The sequence below is a fragment of the Rummeliibacillus suwonensis genome (genome assembly GCF_007896435.1).
Taxonomy (GTDB): domain Bacteria; phylum Bacillota; class Bacilli; order Bacillales_A; family Planococcaceae; genus Rummeliibacillus; species Rummeliibacillus suwonensis.
The window spans coordinates 153,183-174,764 of the sequence record NZ_VCBL01000002.1 but is presented as its reverse complement, the minus strand read 5'-3'; the positions used below and the strand labels follow the sequence as shown (position 1 = coordinate 174,764).

The 21,582-nt window shown below is 35.3% G+C and carries 18 protein-coding genes and 1 riboswitch; of the genes, 14 read left to right on the top strand and 4 right to left on the bottom strand.

Annotated features, from left to right (window positions below):
* Nucleotides 1-207: 207 nt before the first annotated feature.
* From FEU33_RS14175 to FEU33_RS14140, 7 genes are all read left to right on the top strand, one after another.
* A complete protein-coding gene (locus FEU33_RS14175; protein ID WP_146550134.1) occupies nucleotides 208-957 on the top strand; it encodes a hypothetical protein in 750 nt (249 codons plus the stop codon).
* A gap of 60 nt (nucleotides 958-1,017) precedes the next feature.
* Nucleotides 1,018-1,127, top strand: a riboswitch (TPP riboswitch).
* 108 nt (nucleotides 1,128-1,235) lie between these two features.
* Nucleotides 1,236-2,231, top strand: a complete 996-nt coding sequence (locus FEU33_RS14170; RefSeq protein ID WP_244951058.1) for an ABC transporter substrate-binding protein — start codon at nucleotides 1,236-1,238, stop codon at nucleotides 2,229-2,231.
* A gap of 224 nt (nucleotides 2,232-2,455) precedes the next feature.
* Nucleotides 2,456-2,749: a thiamine-binding protein gene (locus FEU33_RS14165; RefSeq protein WP_146550133.1), complete on the top strand. Its 294-nt coding sequence runs from the start codon at nucleotides 2,456-2,458 to the stop codon at nucleotides 2,747-2,749.
* Nucleotides 2,746-3,498, top strand: a complete 753-nt coding sequence (locus FEU33_RS14160) for an ABC transporter permease (RefSeq protein WP_146550132.1) — start codon at nucleotides 2,746-2,748, stop codon at nucleotides 3,496-3,498. Before FEU33_RS14165 ends, FEU33_RS14160 begins: the two co-directional genes overlap by 4 nt.
* 4 nt (nucleotides 3,499-3,502) lie before the next feature.
* Nucleotides 3,503-4,249: an ABC transporter ATP-binding protein gene (locus FEU33_RS14155; RefSeq protein ID WP_146550131.1), complete on the top strand. Its 747-nt coding sequence runs from the start codon at nucleotides 3,503-3,505 to the stop codon at nucleotides 4,247-4,249.
* 25 nt (nucleotides 4,250-4,274) lie between these two features.
* The gene (locus FEU33_RS14150) at nucleotides 4,275-5,090 is read left to right on the top strand and encodes a TatD family hydrolase (RefSeq protein ID WP_146550130.1); all 816 of its coding nucleotides are present in this window, start codon (nucleotides 4,275-4,277) and stop codon (nucleotides 5,088-5,090) included.
* A gap of 601 nt (nucleotides 5,091-5,691) precedes the next feature.
* Nucleotides 5,692-6,399 (top strand): YqjF family protein, encoded by a 708-nt coding sequence (locus FEU33_RS14140; protein ID WP_146550129.1) that lies wholly within the window; start codon nucleotides 5,692-5,694, stop codon nucleotides 6,397-6,399.
* 145 nt (nucleotides 6,400-6,544) lie between these two features.
* Here FEU33_RS14140 and sda read toward each other — a convergent pair whose 3' ends face one another.
* A complete protein-coding gene (sda, locus tag FEU33_RS19375; RefSeq protein ID WP_146550128.1) occupies nucleotides 6,545-6,754 on the bottom strand; it encodes a sporulation histidine kinase inhibitor Sda in 210 nt (69 codons plus the stop codon).
* 1,001 nt (nucleotides 6,755-7,755) lie between these two features.
* Between sda and FEU33_RS14130 the strand changes: the two genes are divergently transcribed.
* Entirely contained in the window at nucleotides 7,756-8,916 is a 1,161-nt protein-coding gene (locus FEU33_RS14130) for an aminotransferase class I/II-fold pyridoxal phosphate-dependent enzyme (protein ID WP_146550127.1), read from the top strand.
* A 375-nt stretch (nucleotides 8,917-9,291) separates the two neighbouring features.
* Here the strand turns inward: FEU33_RS14130 and tagD are convergent, their stop codons facing one another.
* Nucleotides 9,292-9,681, bottom strand: coding sequence for a glycerol-3-phosphate cytidylyltransferase (gene tagD, locus FEU33_RS14125; RefSeq protein WP_146550126.1), 390 nt, complete (start codon nucleotides 9,679-9,681; stop codon nucleotides 9,292-9,294).
* Nucleotides 9,682-9,971: 290 nt separating this feature from the next.
* Nucleotides 9,972-11,075 carry a CDP-glycerol glycerophosphotransferase family protein gene (locus FEU33_RS14115; protein ID WP_244951057.1) on the bottom strand — a complete coding sequence of 368 codons (1,104 nt, stop codon included), beginning with the start codon at nucleotides 11,073-11,075 and terminating at the stop codon, nucleotides 9,972-9,974.
* A 580-nt stretch (nucleotides 11,076-11,655) separates the two neighbouring features.
* Here FEU33_RS14115 and FEU33_RS14110 point away from each other — a divergent pair.
* Together FEU33_RS14110 and galE are read left to right on the top strand one after the other, a co-directional pair.
* A complete protein-coding gene (locus tag FEU33_RS14110) occupies nucleotides 11,656-13,797 on the top strand; it encodes a bifunctional glycosyltransferase/CDP-glycerol:glycerophosphate glycerophosphotransferase (RefSeq protein WP_146550124.1) in 2,142 nt (713 codons plus the stop codon).
* A 117-nt stretch (nucleotides 13,798-13,914) separates the two neighbouring features.
* A complete protein-coding gene (galE, locus tag FEU33_RS14105; RefSeq protein ID WP_243881370.1) occupies nucleotides 13,915-14,934 on the top strand; it encodes a UDP-glucose 4-epimerase GalE in 1,020 nt (339 codons plus the stop codon).
* Nucleotides 14,935-15,263: 329 nt separating this feature from the next.
* Here the strand turns inward: galE and FEU33_RS14100 are convergent, their stop codons facing one another.
* Complete coding sequence (locus FEU33_RS14100; RefSeq protein WP_146550123.1) at nucleotides 15,264-16,487, bottom strand: MFS transporter; 1,224 nt, start codon at nucleotides 16,485-16,487, stop codon at nucleotides 15,264-15,266.
* A gap of 1,530 nt (nucleotides 16,488-18,017) precedes the next feature.
* On the opposite strand from FEU33_RS14100, the gene FEU33_RS14095 reads away from it, so the two are divergent.
* The 4 genes from FEU33_RS14095 to FEU33_RS14080 all read left to right on the top strand — a co-directional run bounded on the left by FEU33_RS14095 (nucleotide 18,018) and on the right by FEU33_RS14080 (nucleotide 21,579).
* Nucleotides 18,018-18,785, top strand: a complete 768-nt coding sequence (locus FEU33_RS14095; RefSeq protein ID WP_146550122.1) for a methionine ABC transporter ATP-binding protein — start codon at nucleotides 18,018-18,020, stop codon at nucleotides 18,783-18,785.
* A complete protein-coding gene (locus FEU33_RS14090; RefSeq protein ID WP_146550375.1) occupies nucleotides 18,775-19,440 on the top strand; it encodes a methionine ABC transporter permease in 666 nt (221 codons plus the stop codon). The genes FEU33_RS14095 and FEU33_RS14090 overlap by 11 nt, the downstream gene beginning before the upstream one ends.
* A gap of 15 nt (nucleotides 19,441-19,455) precedes the next feature.
* On the top strand, nucleotides 19,456-20,265 hold the full coding sequence (locus FEU33_RS14085) for a MetQ/NlpA family ABC transporter substrate-binding protein (protein ID WP_186731435.1): 810 nt from the start codon (nucleotides 19,456-19,458) through the stop codon (nucleotides 20,263-20,265).
* A gap of 126 nt (nucleotides 20,266-20,391) precedes the next feature.
* The gene (locus tag FEU33_RS14080) at nucleotides 20,392-21,579 is read left to right on the top strand and encodes an acyl-CoA dehydrogenase family protein (protein ID WP_146550120.1); all 1,188 of its coding nucleotides are present in this window, start codon (nucleotides 20,392-20,394) and stop codon (nucleotides 21,577-21,579) included.
* Nucleotides 21,580-21,582 lie beyond the last annotated feature (3 nt).

Here is a 21,582-nt window from a genome sequence, read left to right as displayed (position 1 = left end):
TATGAACCTTTACAACGCGAAGGTGTTTTTTCTATAGGAATGGGAGCTTGCTATTCTGTAGAGGTTAAGGAAAAAATAAAAATTTTTACTGTATTCCTTACGCAATTAACTTTCAAAAAATCCATGGAATTTTATGAATGACTATCACATCTAACTATTTCTCACCTCCATACCACGCATACAATACGGTAAAAAGGTGGGTAGATAATGGATGAATTTGAACAATTATTGGAGAGTATATTGCCACCAACAGCCACTATTTTGAAAATACAAAACGCCAATAACAGACCTGCAATATTATTGGCAGATATAGATGGCGACAGATTAAAGGAGCTAATTGTTGCATATGAGTTTAAAGGTGAAAATTATCTACTATTACTAAAAAAATCTTATAATTTGTGGTGCCCGATGATTGAAATAAAAGGTAAAGGTTACGCAATTACTGATTTAATGGCTGTCCCACTGACTACTCAAGGTGTTAACTCATTAGTAGTGGGGTGGCAAATAGAAGGTATATGGTCACAACTTGTTTTGCTGCAATGGAAAGTCTATGGTTTTATCAGTTTACTAACAAATTACGTATATTATAGTAAGCTTTTTGTAGAAGACATGCCCGGAAAATTCGGTAAAGATGGCCAATTCGAGTTGGCTATATGGATTCATGATACTGGAGAGGCTAACATGGTGGAGGTTTACCGCTATAACGGTACAGATCTTGAGATTGCTCAAGAGGTATATCCATACTATTTCAAAAAAATGGTTGCTTACTATAAGCGACTATTACAGAAATATGATTTCTCATGCTATTGGTATTACTTGGCAGACGCACAACTGAAGGCGGATGAAGCGGATCAAGCGCTTGTTTCAATTGACAAAGCATTAACTTCTGAAATACTATATCCATCCAAAAAACAAATGTTAGAACTAAAAGAACGAATATTGCATAAAACATCTTAAAAGATGTTCCTTCCTATTTTCATTCATTTTGATATAATGAAACTGAAAAGTTCATATGTATGAAGAATGTAGGGGGGCTGGTGATGCCAGCTGAGAATGTATCCGATAGATACTGACCCTTAGAACCTGATCTGTTTAATATCAGCGGAGGGAACATCAATTAAAAATCATGGCATATTATAGTAAACGATTTTTTAAATGTATGTTAACGTCCGGAATGGTTCCGGGCGTTTTTCTTTACTTTGAACTAGTCAAAAAACAAAATGGAGGCAAGAAGGTTGAAAAAATTTTATATGTTTCTATTAGTATGCATATTAGCATTGGCGGGTTGTCAGTCCAACAACTCAAAAGATGCAAAGGAAACCTCAAAGAAAAAATTGAAAAAGGTAACAGTTGTTTTGGACTGGACACCAAATACAAACCATACGGGACTATATGTAGCGAAGGACCAAGGATATTTTAAAGAACAAGGCTTAGATGTAGAGATTATCCAACCAGGTGATACAGGGGCAGATCAACTTGTAGCATCTGGAAAAGCTGATTTTGGGGTAAGCTATCAAGAGGGAATCACACAAGCTCGTGTACAAGGGGTTCCTCTCGTATCGATTGCAGCAGTTATTCAACATAATACTTCTGGTTTTGCGTCACCAGTAGCCAAAAACATTAAAATGCCAAAAGATTTTGAAGGAAAAACTTATGGTGGATGGGGTTCACCCGTTGAAAAAGCCGTTATCGATTCATTGATGAAGACAGAAAATGCAGATGTTAAAAAGGTAGATATTATCAATGCAGGAGATGCAGACTTCTTTACAATGGTCAAAAAAGATGTAGATTTTGCATGGATTTACTATGGTTGGACAGGTGTTGAAGCAGAACTCCGTGGTGAAAAACTAAATATGATTTATTTAACAGATTACAGTAAAAAATTAGATTACTACACGCCTGTTCTAGCAACAAACGAAAAAATGATTCAAAACGATCCAGAAACAGTAAAAGCATTCGTCAAAGCTGCATCTCAAGGCTATCAATATGCGATTGATCAACCAGATAAAGCGGCAGATATTCTCATCAAAGCAGCACCAGATTTAGACCCTAAATTGGTAAGGAAAAGTCAACAATGGCTTGCTGACAAATATCAAGATGACGCTAAACAATGGGGCGAACAAAAGCTTGAAGTTTGGGAAAACTATGCAAATTGGATGGATGACCATGGTCTACTAGAAGGAAAATTTGATCCTAAAAAAGCATTCACAAACGACTTTTTACCACAATAATAGTAGGACACTGAAAGTCAATTTAGCTCTGAAAATATGATAAAAATAAACTTTTTAGCTTATAAAATGAAAGAAAAAGCAGATCTTTGTCAATGAAAATGGCAGTTCTATAGTTTTTCAGTGTTCTCTAATAACAGTAGTGGGGGGTTCTGCTTCATCCCCTTCTACATAAGAGGAGATTACTGCTAGTAATGAGTCAATGAGGAACAAAGGAGGAAATCATCATGGCCAATTCTTTAATTAGTGTGCAAATTTTACCGAAAACAGAAAATTACGAGGATGTAATTCCTTTTGTGGATGCGGCGATTAAGGTGATCGACGAATCTGGTGTCAAATATGAAGTGCATCCCCTTGAAACAACGATGGAAGGCGACATATCAGCATTAATGGCGATCATTAAGAAAATGAATGACAAAATGATTGAACTCGGATGTGTCAATGTGATTACGCAAGTAAAAATTTTGTACCAACCAACAGGGATTACAATGGATACCTTAACGGAGAAATACCGCTCATGAAATGGTTACGGAGCAATGGGGGAGCGATTATTGTCCTCCTTTTTCTTTTAGGTCTTTGGGAAATCATTGTGAAAATCACAGGTACACCAGCGTGGCTATTACCAGCACCCTCTCAAATATTTTCAGAAGGATTTAAAGTGATTCCTAGTTTTTCAACAGATATTTTGGCAACGACAAAGCTTGCCATTCTAGGACTTGTTATCGGTAGTGCTGCTGGTTTTATCATTGCAGTCATTCTACATATTTTGCCGATCGTACAAAAAATGACTTACCCTTTGCTTATTTTATCGCAAAATATCCCAATCATTGTTTTAGCACCTTTGCTGATCATTTGGTTTGGATTCGGTCTTTTGCCAAAACTGATTGTTATAGCGTTAGTTTGCTTTTTCCCGATCGTTGTTGCAGCACTAGATGGCTTTAAAAACACAGCGCCCGAACTCAAATATTATATGCAGATGGCAGGCGCTTCGAAAACACAAATGTTTTGGAAATTGGAATTGCCTTATGCTCTTCCTTCACTGTTTTCAGGTCTTAAAATCTCAGCAACCTATAGTGTCATGGGAGCGGTTATTTCAGAGTGGTTAGGTGCAAAACAAGGAATCGGGGTTTATATGACCTTATCTCAAGCATCCTTTCGTACCGATCATGTATTTGTAGCAATCTTTACCATTATGCTTTTAAGTGTACTGTTGTTTGGTCTCATTCAAGCATTTGAAAAGCTATTCATCAAAGGGAAGATAGAGAGGTAGGGAAATGTTATTAAACATCGAACATGTCAAAAAAAGCTTTGCTGAAACAGAAGTTTTACGAGATATTTCGCTCCATGTAGAAGAGGGGGAATTCGTTGCCCTTCTTGGACCATCTGGAAGTGGTAAAAGCACTATTTTTAACCTAATCGGAGGGATCATGGAGCCAGATGATGGAGCGATTACATTAAATCATAAAGTGATCCACGGTAAACGAGGATTAATCGGCTATATGCCACAGCAGCCATCACTATTTCCGTGGCGAACAGTCCTTGAAAATATTGTACTTGTGCAAGAACTTACGGGTAAACCCAATAGACAAGAAGCGAAAGAATGGCTAGAAAAAGTAGGGCTTCAGGAATTTGAAAATGCTTATCCTATTGAGCTGTCAGGCGGTATGAAGCAGCGTGTTGCCTTTATACGGGCCATGCTGAGCAAACAAAATCTGTTGTGTTTAGATGAGCCATTTTCAGCTTTAGATGAATTCACACGGATCAGTATGCAAAAATGGCTGCTTTCTGTATGGGAAACAAATCGAAAATCCATTTTATTTGTAACGCATAGCATTGAGGAAGCACTATTTTTAGCAGATCGCATCTATATTTTAACGAAGCGTCCTACAATGGTGAAGGAGGAAGTTATTGTACCGTTTGCAAGACCTAGGGATGAAAGTCTCCTTAACACAGAGCCATTTTTCCATTTAAAACAAAAGATTTTTAAACAATTAAAAGATGAACTAGGTGAAGGATTGTAAAAGATAAAAAGGAGAGGAGCAAGGTATGATCATTGATGCGCATATTCATTTTGACCAATACACGAAAGAGCAGCAACAGCTTATTTTAAATGACATGTTGCCAAACAAAATAACACATCTTATTACTGTTTCGACTGATCTACAGTCATGTATCGCCAACTTAGCTCTTTCACAGCAGGATGATCGTATTTTACCAGCTTTCGGTTTCCATCCGGAACAGCTATTACCAGATCAAGCGGCTCAGACGAAGCTATTCGATTGGATTCGAGAAAATAATGAGCATATGGTTGCAATTGGAGAGGTAGGTTTGCCTTATTATTCAAACAAGGAAAAAACAGTTTGCTATGAGCCTTATCTTGAATTGCTCGAAAAATTTGTCGTCCTTGCAGCAGAATTAGATAAACCCATTGTTCTACACGCTGTTTATGAAGATGCAGATCAAGCGATTGAACTATTAGAGAAACACCAATTGACCGCTGCACATTTTCATTGGTTTAAGGGAAATCCACAAACTGTAGATAGAATGATTGCCAATGGATACTACATCTCTGTCACACCAGATCTTCTATATGAAGAAGAGATTCAACAACTCGTTCAGCGTTATCCATTGGAACAAATAATGGTTGAAACGGACGGTCCATGGCCATTTGAAGGCCCTTTTAACGGACAGATGACCCACCCCAAAATGATCAAAGCGACCATTGAAAAAATAGCAGAAATCAAGCAACGATCAGTGGGAGAAGTGGCAGACATGCTTTATAAAAATACATGTCGTTTTTATCCCGCGTTGACGGGCAGTAAGACCACCACCTCAAGATTTAGAGAGAAAAGAAAAAGATAGGGGGGATCAACTGACCATAAAAGCCCGATTGGTTCGGGCCAACAGATGTTGGTCACTCAGGTGTTGCCACAGGGCATGGCGCCTTTAACCTGAGTTCTTCTCCATCAGTGGGGATGAAGAGAAAACCCCCACTGATTAAAGTTTCACTTTATCCCATATGAACAGGCAGTGTCTCTACTACAAGACTTAAGCAATCAGTGAAGGATCAATGGGAATTAACTGCCAGTAAGGGCCTGGTCGATCTAATAACACTCAATGAGGATGAAGTAAATTTTCACTGGGTGAATCTCACTTGATCAATTCATACGAAAAACTTCCTTGGATGATGAAATCGGGGGAGTTTTTTTTTAGATTGCTGATAAAGAATATGTTCTATTATTGAAAAAATAGGTTGGAGCGTTCTAAGTAGTATATATTGAAAAAATTAGCAGTCTATAAAAGAAAGAAGCGTGTTATTAACTGTTTCAGTACCTTTCTAGCACTGCATCATTATCACCACTGTTTTTTCACTCTATCCAAGAAATGACATTAATTGTTTGAATCTACCCCCTTTAGTAAATACTAATTGTACAACTTTCCTAAAAAAGAAAGGGGCTAGACTATGAGTAGGTTACCATGGGTGATGACACAAGAGTGGCATGATGTATGTTTTCTCCACTGGCCGATTGGACCGGAGGATATACGTCAATATGTACCAAAAGAATTGGAGATTGATACGTTTGATGGAGCGGCTTGGTTAAGTATTGTCTATTTTCAGATGAAGGAAATGAGAGTGAGATTTATGCCGGCGATACCGCGTATCAGCTCTTTTTTAGAATTAAATGTGCGAACCTATGTGAAATTTAAGGAAAAATCAGGTGTTTATTTTTTTAATTTAGATGTCAATCAGGTGCTAGTTGCTAAGTTTGCAGGGATAGGAGGTATTTTACCCTTTCAATATGCGAATATATATGAAAAGAGAAATCATAACATTTTAACATTTCAAAATAGAAGGGAACAAGATGGTCAAGCTCCAGAGATATTGATCGCATCTGTAAAGCCCACATCTGAGCCTATTATGAAAACACCATTAGATTTTTGGCTGACAGAACGACATTATTTATGGACAAAAGCGATGGGAATGTTAATCCAACAATATAATGAACATACACCATGGATTTTACAGCGTGCTCATGGTATTGTTCATGAAAATACGATGGTTCCATTTTTAATGTGCCAAGTACAAGTGCAACAACCAATTGTGCATTATGCTGAGTATAAAAAAGCTTTCCTTTATTTGCCGATAAAGGAAGGCTATGCAGAAAAATAATACTATCTATATAAACTTTTAAAGACGTAACATCCTTAAATAGACAAAATAAAGCAATATTTTACAGAAAAAGATAACAGAATTTGAAAAAATTGTTTTCATAATCACCCTATTAACATATATCATTTTATAAGCGAACAATCTTTTAAGCAAGATTCAAATATTCATTGACTTCGTTAGAATCAATACAGGATTTGATATATGTTATGTCAATTGTTTTTGATTCTGCTAGCATTTTTGTGATAATGCGGCGAAGAATTTCGCTTTTTAACAAATGAATGAAATCAGCATTTAAATGATACGCTTTTGCATCATTGTATGCTTCAATCAGTAATTCATCTGATAATGTATCCAATTGTATTTTCACCTCCAAAAATGAACGTATAATATATGAAGTGGAAGAATATATTAATAGTTGCTAAGTTTGTACACTTAATTTACCAAATTGTTGGATGGTAGACAACCTACCATTTATCCACAAAGAGCAGTGGATAACCTGTGATTAACCTGTGTGTATAAACATCTAAATACATTTAAAAGAGTGTGGAAATTGTGCATAAACTTATCCACAGTTTAAGAATTAAGAAAAATTTGTCGAAAACTTTTTGTGAAAACTTCGCTTACAATTGTTATTTCGAGTGAATCTACCATAGGAAGAAAGATTACGAATCACCTCAATCTCTTCATATATAGGTTGATTCAAAAGTTTGAACACTTTATTACGCATAAACAGGGATCCCCCATTCTGAAAATCAAATAATCAGTAAAAGTAAGAGGATTTGAACAACTACCAATAAAATCTCGATTGGTTCACCTAATACTCGGTGGAGGTGAAAAAACCCCACTGTGTGAAGTTTCATTTCACTTTGTGATTATTGGGTAGATTATTACGCTCAATCCATTAAAAAAGCAACCTCATGAGAATCCCATAAAGTTGCGACGATCACATGTGTGAATAAGTTCCTGAAAGTGACTTCTCACCAAATTGCATCATTACCCTATGAATGAGAAAAAACATAAGTTCTTCGCAATGGACAAGTTCACTATAGCATAAACTCTCTTTGGACAAAAAGAAATTTTGTTATTTACGCATGCACAATTTTTTGAGAAGGAAAGGGTGTGTACCCCTCTCTTATTTCGAATAAATATTTAAAAACTACTTGATTCAAAATAAAAAGTTTAAAGAAAGATAAAATCTCCTCTATTTTAATGTCTATTTTTTCTGCCGAGGTCATATTTCAGTAACTTATGCTGAAAAAAGTAAAAAAATAAGTAATAAAATATTTCATTTTTCTGATTTGTGAGTATAATATATACAATGACTAAATTTAAACAAACGAAAGAAGGATTTTTCATATGTCTTTATCTATGAACCCACGCATGGCCGAACTAGGTTTACCTGGAATTCGAAAATTTTCAAATCAATTGGTTAATTATCCAGATGCGATTAACTTAACAATTGGTCAACCAGATTTTCCAGCACCCGAATTAGCAAAACAAGCAGGAATTCAAGCAATTGAAAATAACTTAACAACATATTCTGCAAATTCAGGTATATTTGAACTACGTAAAGCCGCGGCCGCCTTCTTCGAAGAAAAATATAATTGTCATTACAAACCGGAAAATGAGATTGTTGTAACAAATGGAGCAACTCAAGCCATTGACTCTGTTTTTCGTACCATCTTGGAACCCGGAGATGAAATTATTTTACCAGCACCCATTTATTCAGGATATGAACCCATTATTACATATTGTGGGGCAAAATCTGTTTACTTAGATACAACGGATACGAACTTTCAGCCATCTGCTGAACGCTTAGCAACATTAATTACACCAAAAACGAAAGCGGTTTTATTTAACTTCCCGTCCAATCCGACTGGTGCAACGATTTCTCATGAGCAAATGGATGCTCTAGCAGATGTTTTAAAAGATCAAGAGCTTTATATTATTTCAGATGAGATTTATAGCGAAAATACATTTGTTGGGGAACATCGATCATTTGGATATTATCCAGAACTAAAAGATCGTTTATTCCTCATTCATGGGCTATCTAAATCACATTCTATGACTGGCTGGCGTATCGGTTTTTTAATGGCAAATGCAAGATTGATAAGTGAAGTGACAAAAATTCATTCATTCAATGCCATCTGTGCGGCACTTCCTAGCCAATATGCGGCAATTGCAGCATTAACCGGCTGTAAGGATACACCACAAGAGATGAACAAAAGCTATATTAGACGTCGAGATTATGTTTTTGACCGTCTTACTAAAATGGGCATTGAAGTAAAAAAACCGAATGGTGCCTTTTATATCTTCCCATCCATCAAAAAATTTGGTCTCACATCCGAAGAATTTGCACTTCGTTTGATGAAAAGACAAGAGGGTGGCGTTGGGGTTATTCCAGGCTCTGTCTTCACACCTTATGGCGAAGGGTATCTCCGTATTACTTATGCATATTCAGATGAAGAACTAAGAGAAGGTATGGATCGTTTGGAAGCGTTTATCCAAACATTATAAAATTTTGACCAACTTTAAAAGCCCCAATTCGTAGCTTATGCTGCTACTGAATTGGGGCTTTTAGCTGGTAGTTGAATTGTTTCATAGACAGTTGCTGAACGAGGATATAAGAATGATATAGAGATTTAATGCTGATTCTTGTGAACAAAATCAGCAAGCACCCATAACAAGGTTTAAATAGTAAGCAGAGGATAAGAGATGATCAACTATCTGTAAAAAACAATTGTTCCTCCTAACAAACATTAAGGAATACAGAAACCCCACAATATTTTTCCTTTATTCTCAACAAAGCTATAAATAAAAAAGCTCTTCGTTGAACACTATGGATTCAACATAAAGAGCTTCATGAGTGGAAAATATTTTGAAAAGAAAAATCTATTTTGCCATTAAATCTTTCTTAATCTTTGTTGTTGAAATACCTTCAGTACGTGGTAGATAGATGACTTCACAATAATCTTTTAGAAAATCGAATTTTCCTTCCCAGTCATGTCCCATTACAAAAGTATCAATGTTGTGTTCCTTTACATCTTGGATTTTTTGTTCCCAAGTGTTTTCAGGAATTACTTCATCTACATATTTAATGGCTTCGAGAATCGTTTTACGATCTTCATAACTATAATAAGCCTTTTTGCCTTTTAATGCATTGAATTCATCAGATGAAATAGCTACGACTAAGTAGTCGCCAAGTGCTTTGGCACGTCGAAGAATATTGACATGACCAACATGCAGCAAATCGAACGTACCATACGTAATTACTTTTTTCATAATGTGCCTCCATAGATATACTAATGCGTATTATATTACACTTTATTCGAAAATAAAAGAACTCTTGAAATGGCTTCTTTATCCCGCATTAACGGGCAGTAAGACTCCCACCTCAAAATTCAGCGAAAGTAAAGAAGTTAGGTGGGAAATCAACTGCTACATGCGCCCGGTTGGTTTGGGCGGGCAAGATGTTGGTCACTCAGGTGTTGCCACAGGACGTGGCGCTTTTAACCTGAGTTCCTCTACTTCAGTGGGGGATGAGGAAAACCCCTACTGATTAAAGTTTCACTTTATTTTTGCCTGTTCAATAAATAATCGACTAACTTGCTACTTGCATGACCATCAGAAAATGCATTCCATGTTGTAGAAAATGCTTGGATTCGATCCATGTCAAATTCATTTTTTTGCAATACGAATACAAGTTCATCATCTGTTGATACTACAGGTCCAGGGACCAACTGGTCATAGGCGGTCCAAAAGCCTCGTTCCATTTCGTATTTGTCTAAATCATACGGATAAAAAATTTGTGGTTTCCCTAATAGTGAAAATTCAAATGGTATCGAAGAATAATCACTAATGATATAATCCGTTACACATAATAGTTTATTGACATCCACATCATTTTCTACTGAGACGATTAATGGATGGCTAAAGTTCCCTATATTTCGTGCGACAACTGGATGCAGTTTAATCATCATTATATAGTTTTCACCAAGTTGTTCGATAATATCCTCAAAATCTAGAGGGATGCTTTGTTCATCAAGCTGTTGATCACGGAAAGTAGGGGCATATAAAATAACTTTTTTGCCATTAAGCATCGGGTATTTTGCAAGCATTTCACGTTTTGCCGTTTCCATTGCAGAGGGATTATAAAAGAAATCTGTACGCGGGATTCCCAATCGCAAAAATTGATGGTCTTGCATTTCAAAAGCCGCTTTGAAAATGGTTACCATTTCATCCGAGCCGACGACTACTTTATTCATCCGACTGTAAACACGTTTAAAACGGCGAATAGCAGCAGGGGAACGGAAAATGACATTTGGATCTTTCAGCCCAAACTTTTTCACTGCACCTGCTGCATGCCATAGCTGTATACATTCAACACCTGGACGGAAATTCGTGACGCTGAGTATAGCAAAATAGTTATCCACTAAAATGGTCTCAGCTGTTGCCAGATGATAAAGACCCTTTATATAGTCAAGCAAATGGGTTATTTTAAACGACAACACAGTACGTGCACCAGATGTTATAAAACTTTTCTTACATTTGCCGGTCCGCAATACAACAATTTCTTTAAAGCCTCTATTGACAAGTTCCTCTATGACAAAGCTTGCATTATCACCAAAATCACAAAGAAAAACGATTTTTTTCTTCAAAGGAAATAAATTGAACATCGAAAAAACGCATCTATTAAGTAATAAAAATAGTCCTATTAACCATTCTTTTCTCATTCATTCACCCAATCTAGAAATTTTCATCTATAGCTACAGATTATATCATATTTTGCCATTCATTTTCTAAAAGAAATTAAATGCATGTCGAATGATGGCATATTTTGTCCTGCATTAACGGGTAGTATAAGTATACTTCAAGACGTGGGTCACAAGTAGGGGGAGATAACTGTGGGATCACAGTTTGGTTCAACTATAAAGAATGGGGAAAATCCTTACTGTGGGAAGTTCCACTTTATTAAACAGAAAATTTTTGGAAGTAATTTAATTCCTTTAGCACAATAATTTTTTGCCTACAAAATTATCATATTTTCTCATCAAAATCTAATTTATGAATGAGATAATTAAATGAGACAAATAAGCTGGCACTTTAGCCGATCCATGACTTTTTTTCGATATTTAATATTTTTCCCTATCTTCTAAAATCAAAATTTTATTAGAATAGGCGTTTGGTCTTTGGTTGAAGAGGGAAATATAACTTATGGAATTAAATGCATCAAGTAAAAAGGGGTGTCCCAGATAAATGAATAAAAGTGTAAGTGTAATTGTACCCGTTTACAACACTGAAGAATTCCTAAAAGAATGTTTGCGATCCATAGTAGATCAAACCTATAAAAATTTACAAATTATTGTGGTTAATGATGCTTCCACTGATCAATCAGCTAAAATTATCGATCAGTTTGTGGCTGAAGATAATAGAATAGAGTGTATCACAAACAGTGAAAGAATGGGTGTTGGCTATTGTCGTAACCTAGCTATTGAACAGGCAAAAGGTGATTATGTATATTTTGTTGATAGCGATGATTTACTTCATAAAAAAGCCATCGAATATTTACTTCTACTGCAAGGTGATGAATCCGAAATCATCTATACTAGTCACATTGTAAAAATCAATAAAATGGATGAGATTGAAGAATCACTGAAAGAACAGGAAAAAGAAGAAGACTTGCTTCATACAAGATTACTACCGGATTTCGGATTTTATAAGCGAATGACAGTATTAAGTGTGCTCTTTCCACTTCATTTGATTCAATCATTGCGTTTAAAATTCGATGAGGAAGTGGATAGCTATTCAGAGCTTTCTTTTTTAATGCCTATTTATCAGCAATACAAAATTGTAGTGGGAAAGAATTCATATTATTTTTATCGGCTACGCAATGATCCGATTACGAATCCATCATTATCTCAACGCGGCTATGATCTCTTGCTTCACGATTTTGCCAATATTTATGACCGATTAAAAAATAAGTATGCTAATAATGAAGAGATCTGCAAATATTTAGATAAACAGTTGATCCGATTATATCGTTCCAATTTCATCTTATTAATGAAAGAAGATAAGAAGAAAGAGGCTTTTGATAAACTTTCGAATGTCATGAAGTTGTTGTCAGAAAAACAAGTGAAAAAACAAAATGTAGTGATTCGTGGTGAATTACGTGCCTTACAAAAAGGGCAATATAAAAAATATACACGCATTTTAGGTTTTCACCATTTCGGCAGAGATACGAGAAAATCCTTAACAAGCCTGAATAAGCTGTATCGTCAGATTTATCGTGACGTCTTTATAAAAATGCCACTTAATGATAAAAAAATTGTCTTTGCTAGTTTTTTGGGTAAACAGTACGCAGATAGTCCAAAGGCCATTTATGAATATATGGTAGAACATTATCCTGATTACGAATTTGTATGGGTTTTCAATGAAACAGGTAGAAAGCTTCCTGGCAATGCGAAACAAGTTAAGCGCTTAAGTCTTGCCTATTATTATCATTTAGCCACAGCAAAATATTGGATCAGTAATATGCGACAACCACTCCATTTGAAAAAAAGAGAAGGTAATGTCTTTCTCGAAACATGGCATGGTACACCGTTAAAACGACTTGTCTTTGACATGGATGAAGTCTATTCAGCAAATCCAAAATACAAAAAGAATTTTTATCAACAATCGCGTCTATGGGATTATCTCATTGCAGCGAATCCGTATTCATCTGAGATTTTCAAGTCTGCCTTTAAATTTGATAAGAAAATGCTGGAATACGGTTATCCACGAAACGATACACTGTATCAAAATAACAACGAAGATTATATCAGTAAAATAAAAAAATCATTGAACATGCCATTAAATAAGAAAGTGGTATTATATGCTCCGACATGGCGAGATGATGAATTTTACGAAGCTGGTAAATACAAGTTTGATTTAAAATTAGATCTCCAAAAGCTACGTGAAAAACTGGGGGATGACTATGTCATCATTCTTCGTATGCATTATTTTATTGCGAACAACTTGAATATTGATGGTTATGAAGGATTCGTCTTTAATATGTCAAAATATGATGATATTGCAGATTTATATTTGATTTCAGATATCCTCATAACTGATTATTCTTCCGTGTTTTTCGACTATTCAAATTTGCGAAGACCGATTCTTTATTATGCATATGACTTGGAAAAATACCGAGATCAATTGCGTGGTTTCTACCTAGATTATGAAAATCAAATGCCAGGACCAATCTTAAAAACGACTGATGAAGTCATTGATGCTATCCAACATATCGATCAAATCGAAGAAGATTATAAAGAAAGATATGATGAATTTTATGAGAAAATATGCTGTTGGGAAACTGGACACGCTACAGAGAAAATTGTTCAAGAAGTATTCAAGAAATAATTCATCATCAATTCTTATGCACTTAGATTTTGCATAGTAAGCATTAGGGGGTTCATCCATAAAGGTTATATCGCCAACATACGGCTTGAGCTTATCGGAAAAGTGAGGGAATTTATTTTGAATGGTAAACAAATTTTAGTAACAGGGGCAGCAGGATATATCGGATCGCATGCATGCATTGAATTGTTAGAAGCTGGCTTTCAAATTATTGCACTCGACAATTTAAGCAATAGTTGTCAAATATCTCTTCAAAAAGTACACGAGATTACCGGCAAGACGTTTCCTTTCATCAAAGGAGACATTCGAGACAAGTCAACACTTGATCAGCTTTTTACTGACTATGAAATCGATGGTGTCATTCATTTTGCTGGATTAAAAGCGGTAGGAGAATCTGTTGAAAATCCACTTGCTTATTATGAAAATAATGTGTTAGGATCCATCAAGTTACTGCAAAGTATGCAGCAGCATCAGGTGAAAAAAATCGTTTTCAGCTCATCAGCAACTGTCTATGGCATACCAGATAAAGTTCCAATTGATGAAACGTATCCATTAAGCGCTATTAATCCATACGGTCAAACGAAATTAATGATTGAACAAGTGTTACAAGATATCGCTCATGCTGATCCTGAATGGCGTATCGCATTATTACGCTATTTCAATCCAATCGGTGCACATGAAAGTGGTAAAATCGGAGAAAATCCATCAGGTATTCCCAATAATTTAATGCCTTATATTACGCAAGTTGCCGTTGGAAAACGACAAGTACTTTCTATTTTCGGCGATGATTACGATACACCGGACGGTACTGGGGTACGCGACTACATCCACGTGGTCGACCTCGCAAAAGGGCATTTAAAAGCACTAGAGTATCTGTCAGATCACAAAGGAATCGCTGCCTTCAATCTAGGAACAGGTACTGGTCATAGTGTATTGGAACTTGTACATGCTTTTGAAAAAGCCACTGGAAAGAAAATTCCCTATCAAATCGTCGATCGACGTCCCGGAGATAGCGCCGTTTGCTATGCAGATACAACAAAGGCAGAACAACTACTCCACTGGAAAGCACAATTCGATATCGAAAGAATGTGCAAAGACTCCTGGCGATGGCAATCCAACAATCCAAATGGTTTCGAATAACATGCTGGTCACGAAAAACAACCCTTTTTCGTGGTCTTTTTTCTTGCATTGTTGAAAGTTAAACCCGAAGAGAGCGAATAACCCTCTGAAGAAAGCGAATAAATCTTCGGAGAAAGCAAATAAATCCCTGGAGAGAGCGAATAACCTTGGAGAGAGCGAATAAGCCTCTGAAGAAAGCGAATAAATCTTCGGAGAAAGCAAATAAATTCCTGGAGAGAGCGAATAACCCTCCGGAGAAAGCGAATAAATGGAAGTCAACTGCCTGTAAAAGTCCTCTTCGATTAAAGAAGACCCAGTAGGGGGAAAAATTCCCTACTGGGTGAATTTTTTTATGGCTTTGAAAGCATCTCTTCTTCTGCTTCCTTTGGTTTTATATGATAGAGTGGTAATATCATGACCAGTCCGACTACAAATAAAACGGCGGATGTTTCTATAACCGTCACAATGGATAATCGCTCCATCATTTTTCCTGAAATGCTCATGGTCAATACCATGGCTCCCATGAAAAGAGGCGTTAATGTTCCATTGACTCTTCCGATAAATTCAGACTTTGTATTTTGTAAGATCAAAGTATTGATCCCTATTTGAATGGAAGGGAAGAATAGTCCGCAAATAAATTGTGCCGCAAGGGTAATGGGGAGACTTGTTGAGAATCCAATGATACTCAATGCAATAGCATTTGCAAGCATACCACTCATTAGCATTCTTTGCGGTGGAGTTTTTTTGGAAAACATAATGGAAATAGCTCCGCCCAATATCATGCCAACCCCGTTTGCGACAAGTAGCCATTGTAGGTTTTCCTTTGCCAGCCCTAATAAATCTGTAACGATAAATACATTAAGTGGTTGAATGAACCCTAAAGCCAGTCCTGCTAATAAAAAGCACAATCCAAGAAGTTTTAATTCTTTTTTGCTCATTACATATTGAATGCCACTTTTCATTTCATCTAATAATGAGGTAGATTTTTGCTCTTTTTCCGCCGCATGGTCCTTTGGGATAAAAGAAAGCATCAAGGCTGAAAAAAGGAATGCAATCCCAGTAATTGCGATGGATACTTCAATCCCGAAATTTTGATAAACCACTGTGCCGACTACGGGTCCGAATACCATGAATATAGCAAAAATGGTTTGGTAGATGGACATAGCTGATTGGATCAAATCCATACTTAAATGCATTTTAAAAAGTTTCATACCTGAAGGCTGAGAAAATTGCGATAGAATGGCTGAAATGAGTGTAACGAAAAAGACGATTTTCCAAGTACCAAAATGGAGTGTGAATAATACAGCAAACACCGAAATAGCACTTAAAATATCACACCAAACCATCGTTTTCTTCGGTTTCCAACGATCGGCAAAAGTACCACCGATAAATGAAAAAATAAAAATTGGCGCAAACTCAGCGACAGAGATCATAGAGATCGCAAAAGGATTCCCATCTGTCTTTTCCATAACAAATAATAAAATAGCAAAATTTCGTACCCAAATCCCTATTTGGAGAAACAAAGCCGAAAACAAAATGGCTCGAACAAAACGATTTTTCAATAATTGCGACATAGTATGCCCCTCTCTTTATTCAAAGTAATATTTAACTCTTAACTGAACTCAATAGATTCCTTGTGTCAAGCACGCTTCGTTTATCGATATTTCTTATACTACTTGTACAATAAAAAAACCTCCATCCGTCATTTTTTGGATAAGAGGTCTTGGTCTTATGACCATAGAAAAAGATATCATATACAAGAAACTAACAAACATCTTTTTCAAAAAATATAGACTAGTCCCACTCAAAAAATGACTTCGATATTTATCCCGCATTAACGGGCAATAATGCTCCTACCTCAAAATTCAGCGAAAGTAAAGAAGTTAGGTGGGAGATAAATTGCCGCATGCGCCCGATTGGTTCAACTAATAATCAGTGGAGGATGAGGAAAGCCCTCACTGATGAAAGTTTCACTTTATAAACGAATGTACTTTTGGAATAGGATTAGTCAATCATCTTTTCATGGCCACCTTTTCATATTTGGTGAGTTTATATTACATGGCTTTCACTGTTTTTACAAGTTTTAGAGTGAAAGAATTTATCCCGCGTTAACGGGCAGTAAGACCCCCACTGATGGAAGCTTTACTTTATTTCGATTGAGAAATGATTTTATGAAATTTCATTTTACTTTATAGATAAAATTTTTTGATTAATGCAAAATGTCAATGGTAAATTTGCTCAAGCAATCAATTTTTCATGAATAGCTTTGTTTTCTTTTAAAATGCATTTAGAATTGTGCTTACAAGATGATTTATGTTGATAATATTTATCTATTTAACGAAGTTACCTTACTAATAATTTTTTAAATTTTCAAATAAATATCTTATTTCATAGCTTTTTAATATGCTTTAACTCATGAATAATAAGATATTAACGGTTTAAAAACTAGTTGACAGGTAGGTGTTAGGTGGATATAATTAACAAACATCAAGAATTGCTACATGAATTCCTATTTATGGAGGCGATTTTTAAAAAACTATTTAAATTTTTTGATATGAATCGTGTGGAACATTAATATCCTAATACTTTAATATAGTCCAAGTGATTAGTTTAGTATATTTAATAATGATGGAGAAGTTTAACTATCTAACTAATATATTGGAAAAATATATAACTATTAGTTGATATTAGTTGGTTTTTATTTTGCTTTTTCAATTAAAAAATAAAATATTTAATAGTAGGTGAGAATTGAGGAGAAATTAGAAAAAGAAAAGGTTGGAAAGTAACTTTAATATTATACAAGCTAGAGATTTTAATATATTTAAGATTGCAAAATTGAAAATATACCGAAAAATAATTTAAAAAATCAAAATTTTCGGAATTTCAATGAAGGTTGATAATGATTAATTAGATGAATTGATCAATAAATTTGTATTAAGGATTGTTTTGTATAAATGAGAATAAATATAACTAGCAATTTTTTTAAATATTGCTGCGAGAGTATTTTTAGCTCCAAAACATTGAAATGATTTTTATAGAGTAGTTTAGTATCCTAATACCTATTAAATTTATAAATTTACTTATATAAAGTGGAGGTGTTCTTATTGATTGAACTAAAAAATATTCAAAAAAGTTTTGATACTAAGGATGGAAAATTTCAAGCTTTAAAAGATGTCTCCATTAAAATACAAGAAGGAGAAATTTTCGGAATTATTGGGTTTAGTGGAGCGGGAAAATCTACGCTATTGCGAGTGATGAATTTACTTGAGCGTCCTGACAGCGGGGAAGTCAATATCAATGGCAAAAATTTATGTTTTCTTTCACGAAAAGATTTACTAAAAGAACGCCAATCTATTGGAATGATCTTTCAAAATTTTAATTTATTAAGTAATAAAACGATTGCTGAAAATGTCGAATTTCCATTAAAACTTGCCAGGGAAAAAAAGTCAGAGCGTATTAAACGTGTGGCTGAATGCTTAGAGATTGTGGGTCTAACAAATAAAAAAGATGCATATCCAGTAAGTTTAAGTGGTGGTCAGCGTCAACGTGTGGGTATTGCACGAGCGCTTGCAAGTAATCCTAAAATTTTGCTGTGCGATGAACCAACATCTGCACTTGATCCAAGAACAACAGAAAATATTTTAGAGTTTTTAAAAAAAATTAATAAGCAGTTTGGTATTACGATCGTTGTTGTGACACATGAAATGGAGGTCGTTGAACAAATTTGTAATAAAGTTGCCGTAATGGAGAATGGTGAAATCGTCGAAAACTTTGATTTGAAAGAACCTATTACAGAATTCCATTCAGAAATTGGAGAATATTTATTTAAACATTTATTGAATTTGGAGGCAAAAGTTGATTATGTTATCTAATATTCTTAATGTTTTACCAGAAATCTTGACGGCACTTGGACAGACTTTTTATATGTTAGGCGAAACGTTGTTCGTTGCTATTGTGGTAGGTACGCCGCTTGGAACGATTCTTTATTTAATCCGTCCAGGCGCAACACATCACAAAAAAGTACTTTATATTGTTCTAGATGGATTAGTTAATATCATTCGTTCTTTTCCATTTTTAATTTTATTAATCGCAATTATTCCATTTACACGTTTCGTTGTTGGAACAGCCATTGGAACAACTGCAGTGATTGTACCATTATCCATTTGTGTTATTCCAGAGTTTGCACGTCTTGTTGAGCAAACATTGCTTGATGTCAATACAGGAGTTGTGGAAGCTGCTGAATCGATGGGAGCAAATCTATTTCAAATAATTTGGTATGTACTTTATTCGGAAGCCCGTGCAGGTATAGCGAATGTCATAACGATTATTACGATTTCGTTGTTATCTTATACAACAGTTGCAGGTTTAGTAGGTGGTGGAGGAATCGGAGACTTTGCGATTCGTTACGGCTATTACCGTTATAAAATTGACATTATGTTCTTTACTGTTCTGATTATCATCATTCTTGTTCAAATTATTCAAATGATTGGTAATCGCACAGTACGTGTTTTGGATAAGAAAAAATGAAAAGGATGATACATGTTGAAAAAAATCTGTCTTTTGGGTTTTACTTTTCTATTGGTATTTTTATTAGCTGCTTGTGGGAATAAAACAGGTGCAGAGGATAAAAAAATCTCACTTGCAGTTTTTGATGATCCAGTGTTTAAAGCAATTGCGGATGTTGCGAAAGAAGAAGTAGAAAAAGAAGGTTATGAGTTAGATATAAAATATGTTTCTGATATTGTAACACCAAACAATTTAGTTGATGGTGGAGATGTTTATGCAAATTTTTTTCAACATTATGCATTTATGAATGAATATAACAAGGGTAATAATTCTGATTTAGTTGGTGCAATTGAAGTATTTGTTGATCCGGCTGGGTTGTATTCAAACAAATGGACAAAATTAAGCCAAATTCCCAATAACGGTACAGTTTCGATTCCTAATGACCCTGCGAATAATGGTCGTGCATTGTTCATGCTTCAAAAAGAAGGTTTATTAAAACTAAAAGATGGCCTTTCAGTCACAGAAGCTACAGTTAAAGATATCGTAGAAAACCCTAAAAATTTAAAATTTGTTGAAGTTGAACAGCAAATGCTAGGGCGTACTTTGAAAGATGTTGATTTGGGTTTTATGTTTACTGCGATTGCTGTCTCAAACGGTTTGAATCCTGCCGATGCATTAGTCATAGAAACGAAAGAAGATGACATCCAACCATTTACAATTGTTATTACAACACGCTCAGAGGATAAAAATAGTGGTAAAACAGAAGCGTTACGTAAAGGATTTCAAAATGAACATGTACGTAAAATTTTAAAAGAAAATTATCCACTTGTTATCACTAGTTGGTAATTTTAAAACAGTCCCTAACACTTTTACATAAAAAGTGAGATTTAAATATTTTAATTAAAAACAATGGAAATAAAAATATTTTTTATATAGATTACTATCATTTTAGCGAAAGAAGGATAATTTAATATGGGAATTTTTAGTGAAACGAAAATGGATGCTTTAACAACTGCCAAAGAGTTGGCAGCGCAGTTTGCTGTAGATGCTAAAGAACGCGATCGACAAGCCGGAACCCCTAAAAAACAAAAAGATTTAATTCGCCAAAGTGGATTATTAAAATTATTGATTCCAAAAGAGTATGGAGGATCTGGTGAGTCTTGGTATACCGTTTTACAGATCGTTAGAGAATTTGCTAAAGTAGATGGTTCACTGGCACATTTATTTGGCTATCATACGCTATTTATTGCGGATGTTTTGATGTATGGAACAAAGGAACAACAAAAACGCTTTTTAACAGATACAGCTGAAAATAATTATTTTTGGGGTAATTCCTGCAATCCTTTAGACCATAGATTATTTGGAAAAGTGGAAGATGGAAAGATAATTCTAAATGGACCAAAGTCCTTTAGCACAGGATCGACAGACTCGCAATACTTACTGATTGCATGGGAGCAGAAAGGGGATTCACCAAGCCTTGTCCGTTTCGGGGTTATTCCATCAAATCGGGAGGGCGTTGAAATTATAGACGATTGGAATGGAATGGGACAACGCCAAACAGGAAGTGGCACAGTAGAATTTCATAACGTGGAAGTCTTTGAAGATGAAATTCTATTGGGAGATTATGTTACAGGTGCTCCTTTTACAACTTTAGAAGCTACATTTGCTCAAAGTGTTCATTTAAATGTATTTACAGGAATTGCAGAGGGAGCATTACTGGAAGCGAAGCAATATACTTTAACAAAATCAAAACCTTGGTATACATCAGGCTATGAAAGAGCGATAGATGATCCGTACATTCAAAGTAAATATGGTTATTATGTTATTCGATTGAAATCAGCACAAGCATTAGCGGATCAGGCGGCCAAAATTGCATCAGATTCTTTTGACAAGAATTTGGAACTTACGATTGAAGAACGTGGGGAAGTGGCAGTTATTGTAGCGGCAGCAAATGTGTTAACTGGTGAAGTCGCAGTTGAAATTGCAAATGGTATTTTTGAATTAATGGGTGCTCGTTCGGCAGCATATCAAAATAATTTTGATCGATATTGGAGAAATGTAAGAACACAAACTTTACATAATCCAGCAGAGTATAAAAAGCGTACGTTAGGAAATTGGTTTTTAGATAATCAATATCCAATTCCGGGCGGATATGCTTAAGGA

What these genes read in the sequence shown, in the direction of transcription:
- FEU33_RS14175 (WP_146550134.1), top strand. Translation starts at nt 208, where the DNA reads ATGGATGAATTTGAACAATTATTGGAGAGTATATTGCCACCAACAGCC.
- FEU33_RS14165 (WP_146550133.1), top strand. Translation starts at nt 2,456, where the DNA reads ATGGCCAATTCTTTAATTAGTGTGCAAATTTTACCGAAAACAGAAAAT.
- FEU33_RS14160 (WP_146550132.1), top strand. Translation starts at nt 2,746, where the DNA reads ATGAAATGGTTACGGAGCAATGGGGGAGCGATTATTGTCCTCCTTTTT.
- FEU33_RS14155 (WP_146550131.1), top strand. Translation starts at nt 3,503, where the DNA reads ATGTTATTAAACATCGAACATGTCAAAAAAAGCTTTGCTGAAACAGAA.
- FEU33_RS14150 (WP_146550130.1), top strand. Translation starts at nt 4,275, where the DNA reads ATGATCATTGATGCGCATATTCATTTTGACCAATACACGAAAGAGCAG.
- FEU33_RS14140 (WP_146550129.1), top strand. Translation starts at nt 5,692, where the DNA reads ATGAGTAGGTTACCATGGGTGATGACACAAGAGTGGCATGATGTATGT.
- FEU33_RS14130 (WP_146550127.1), top strand. Translation starts at nt 7,756, where the DNA reads ATGTCTTTATCTATGAACCCACGCATGGCCGAACTAGGTTTACCTGGA.
- tagD (WP_146550126.1), bottom strand. Translation starts at nt 9,681, where the DNA reads ATGAAAAAAGTAATTACGTATGGTACGTTCGATTTGCTGCATGTTGGT.
- FEU33_RS14115 (WP_244951057.1), bottom strand. Translation starts at nt 11,075, where the DNA reads ATGTTCAATTTATTTCCTTTGAAGAAAAAAATCGTTTTTCTTTGTGAT.
- FEU33_RS14110 (WP_146550124.1), top strand. Translation starts at nt 11,656, where the DNA reads ATGAATAAAAGTGTAAGTGTAATTGTACCCGTTTACAACACTGAAGAA.
- FEU33_RS14100 (WP_146550123.1), bottom strand. Translation starts at nt 16,487, where the DNA reads ATGTCGCAATTATTGAAAAATCGTTTTGTTCGAGCCATTTTGTTTTCG.
- FEU33_RS14090 (WP_146550375.1), top strand. Translation starts at nt 18,775, where the DNA reads ATGTTATCTAATATTCTTAATGTTTTACCAGAAATCTTGACGGCACTT.
- FEU33_RS14080 (WP_146550120.1), top strand. Translation starts at nt 20,392, where the DNA reads ATGGGAATTTTTAGTGAAACGAAAATGGATGCTTTAACAACTGCCAAA.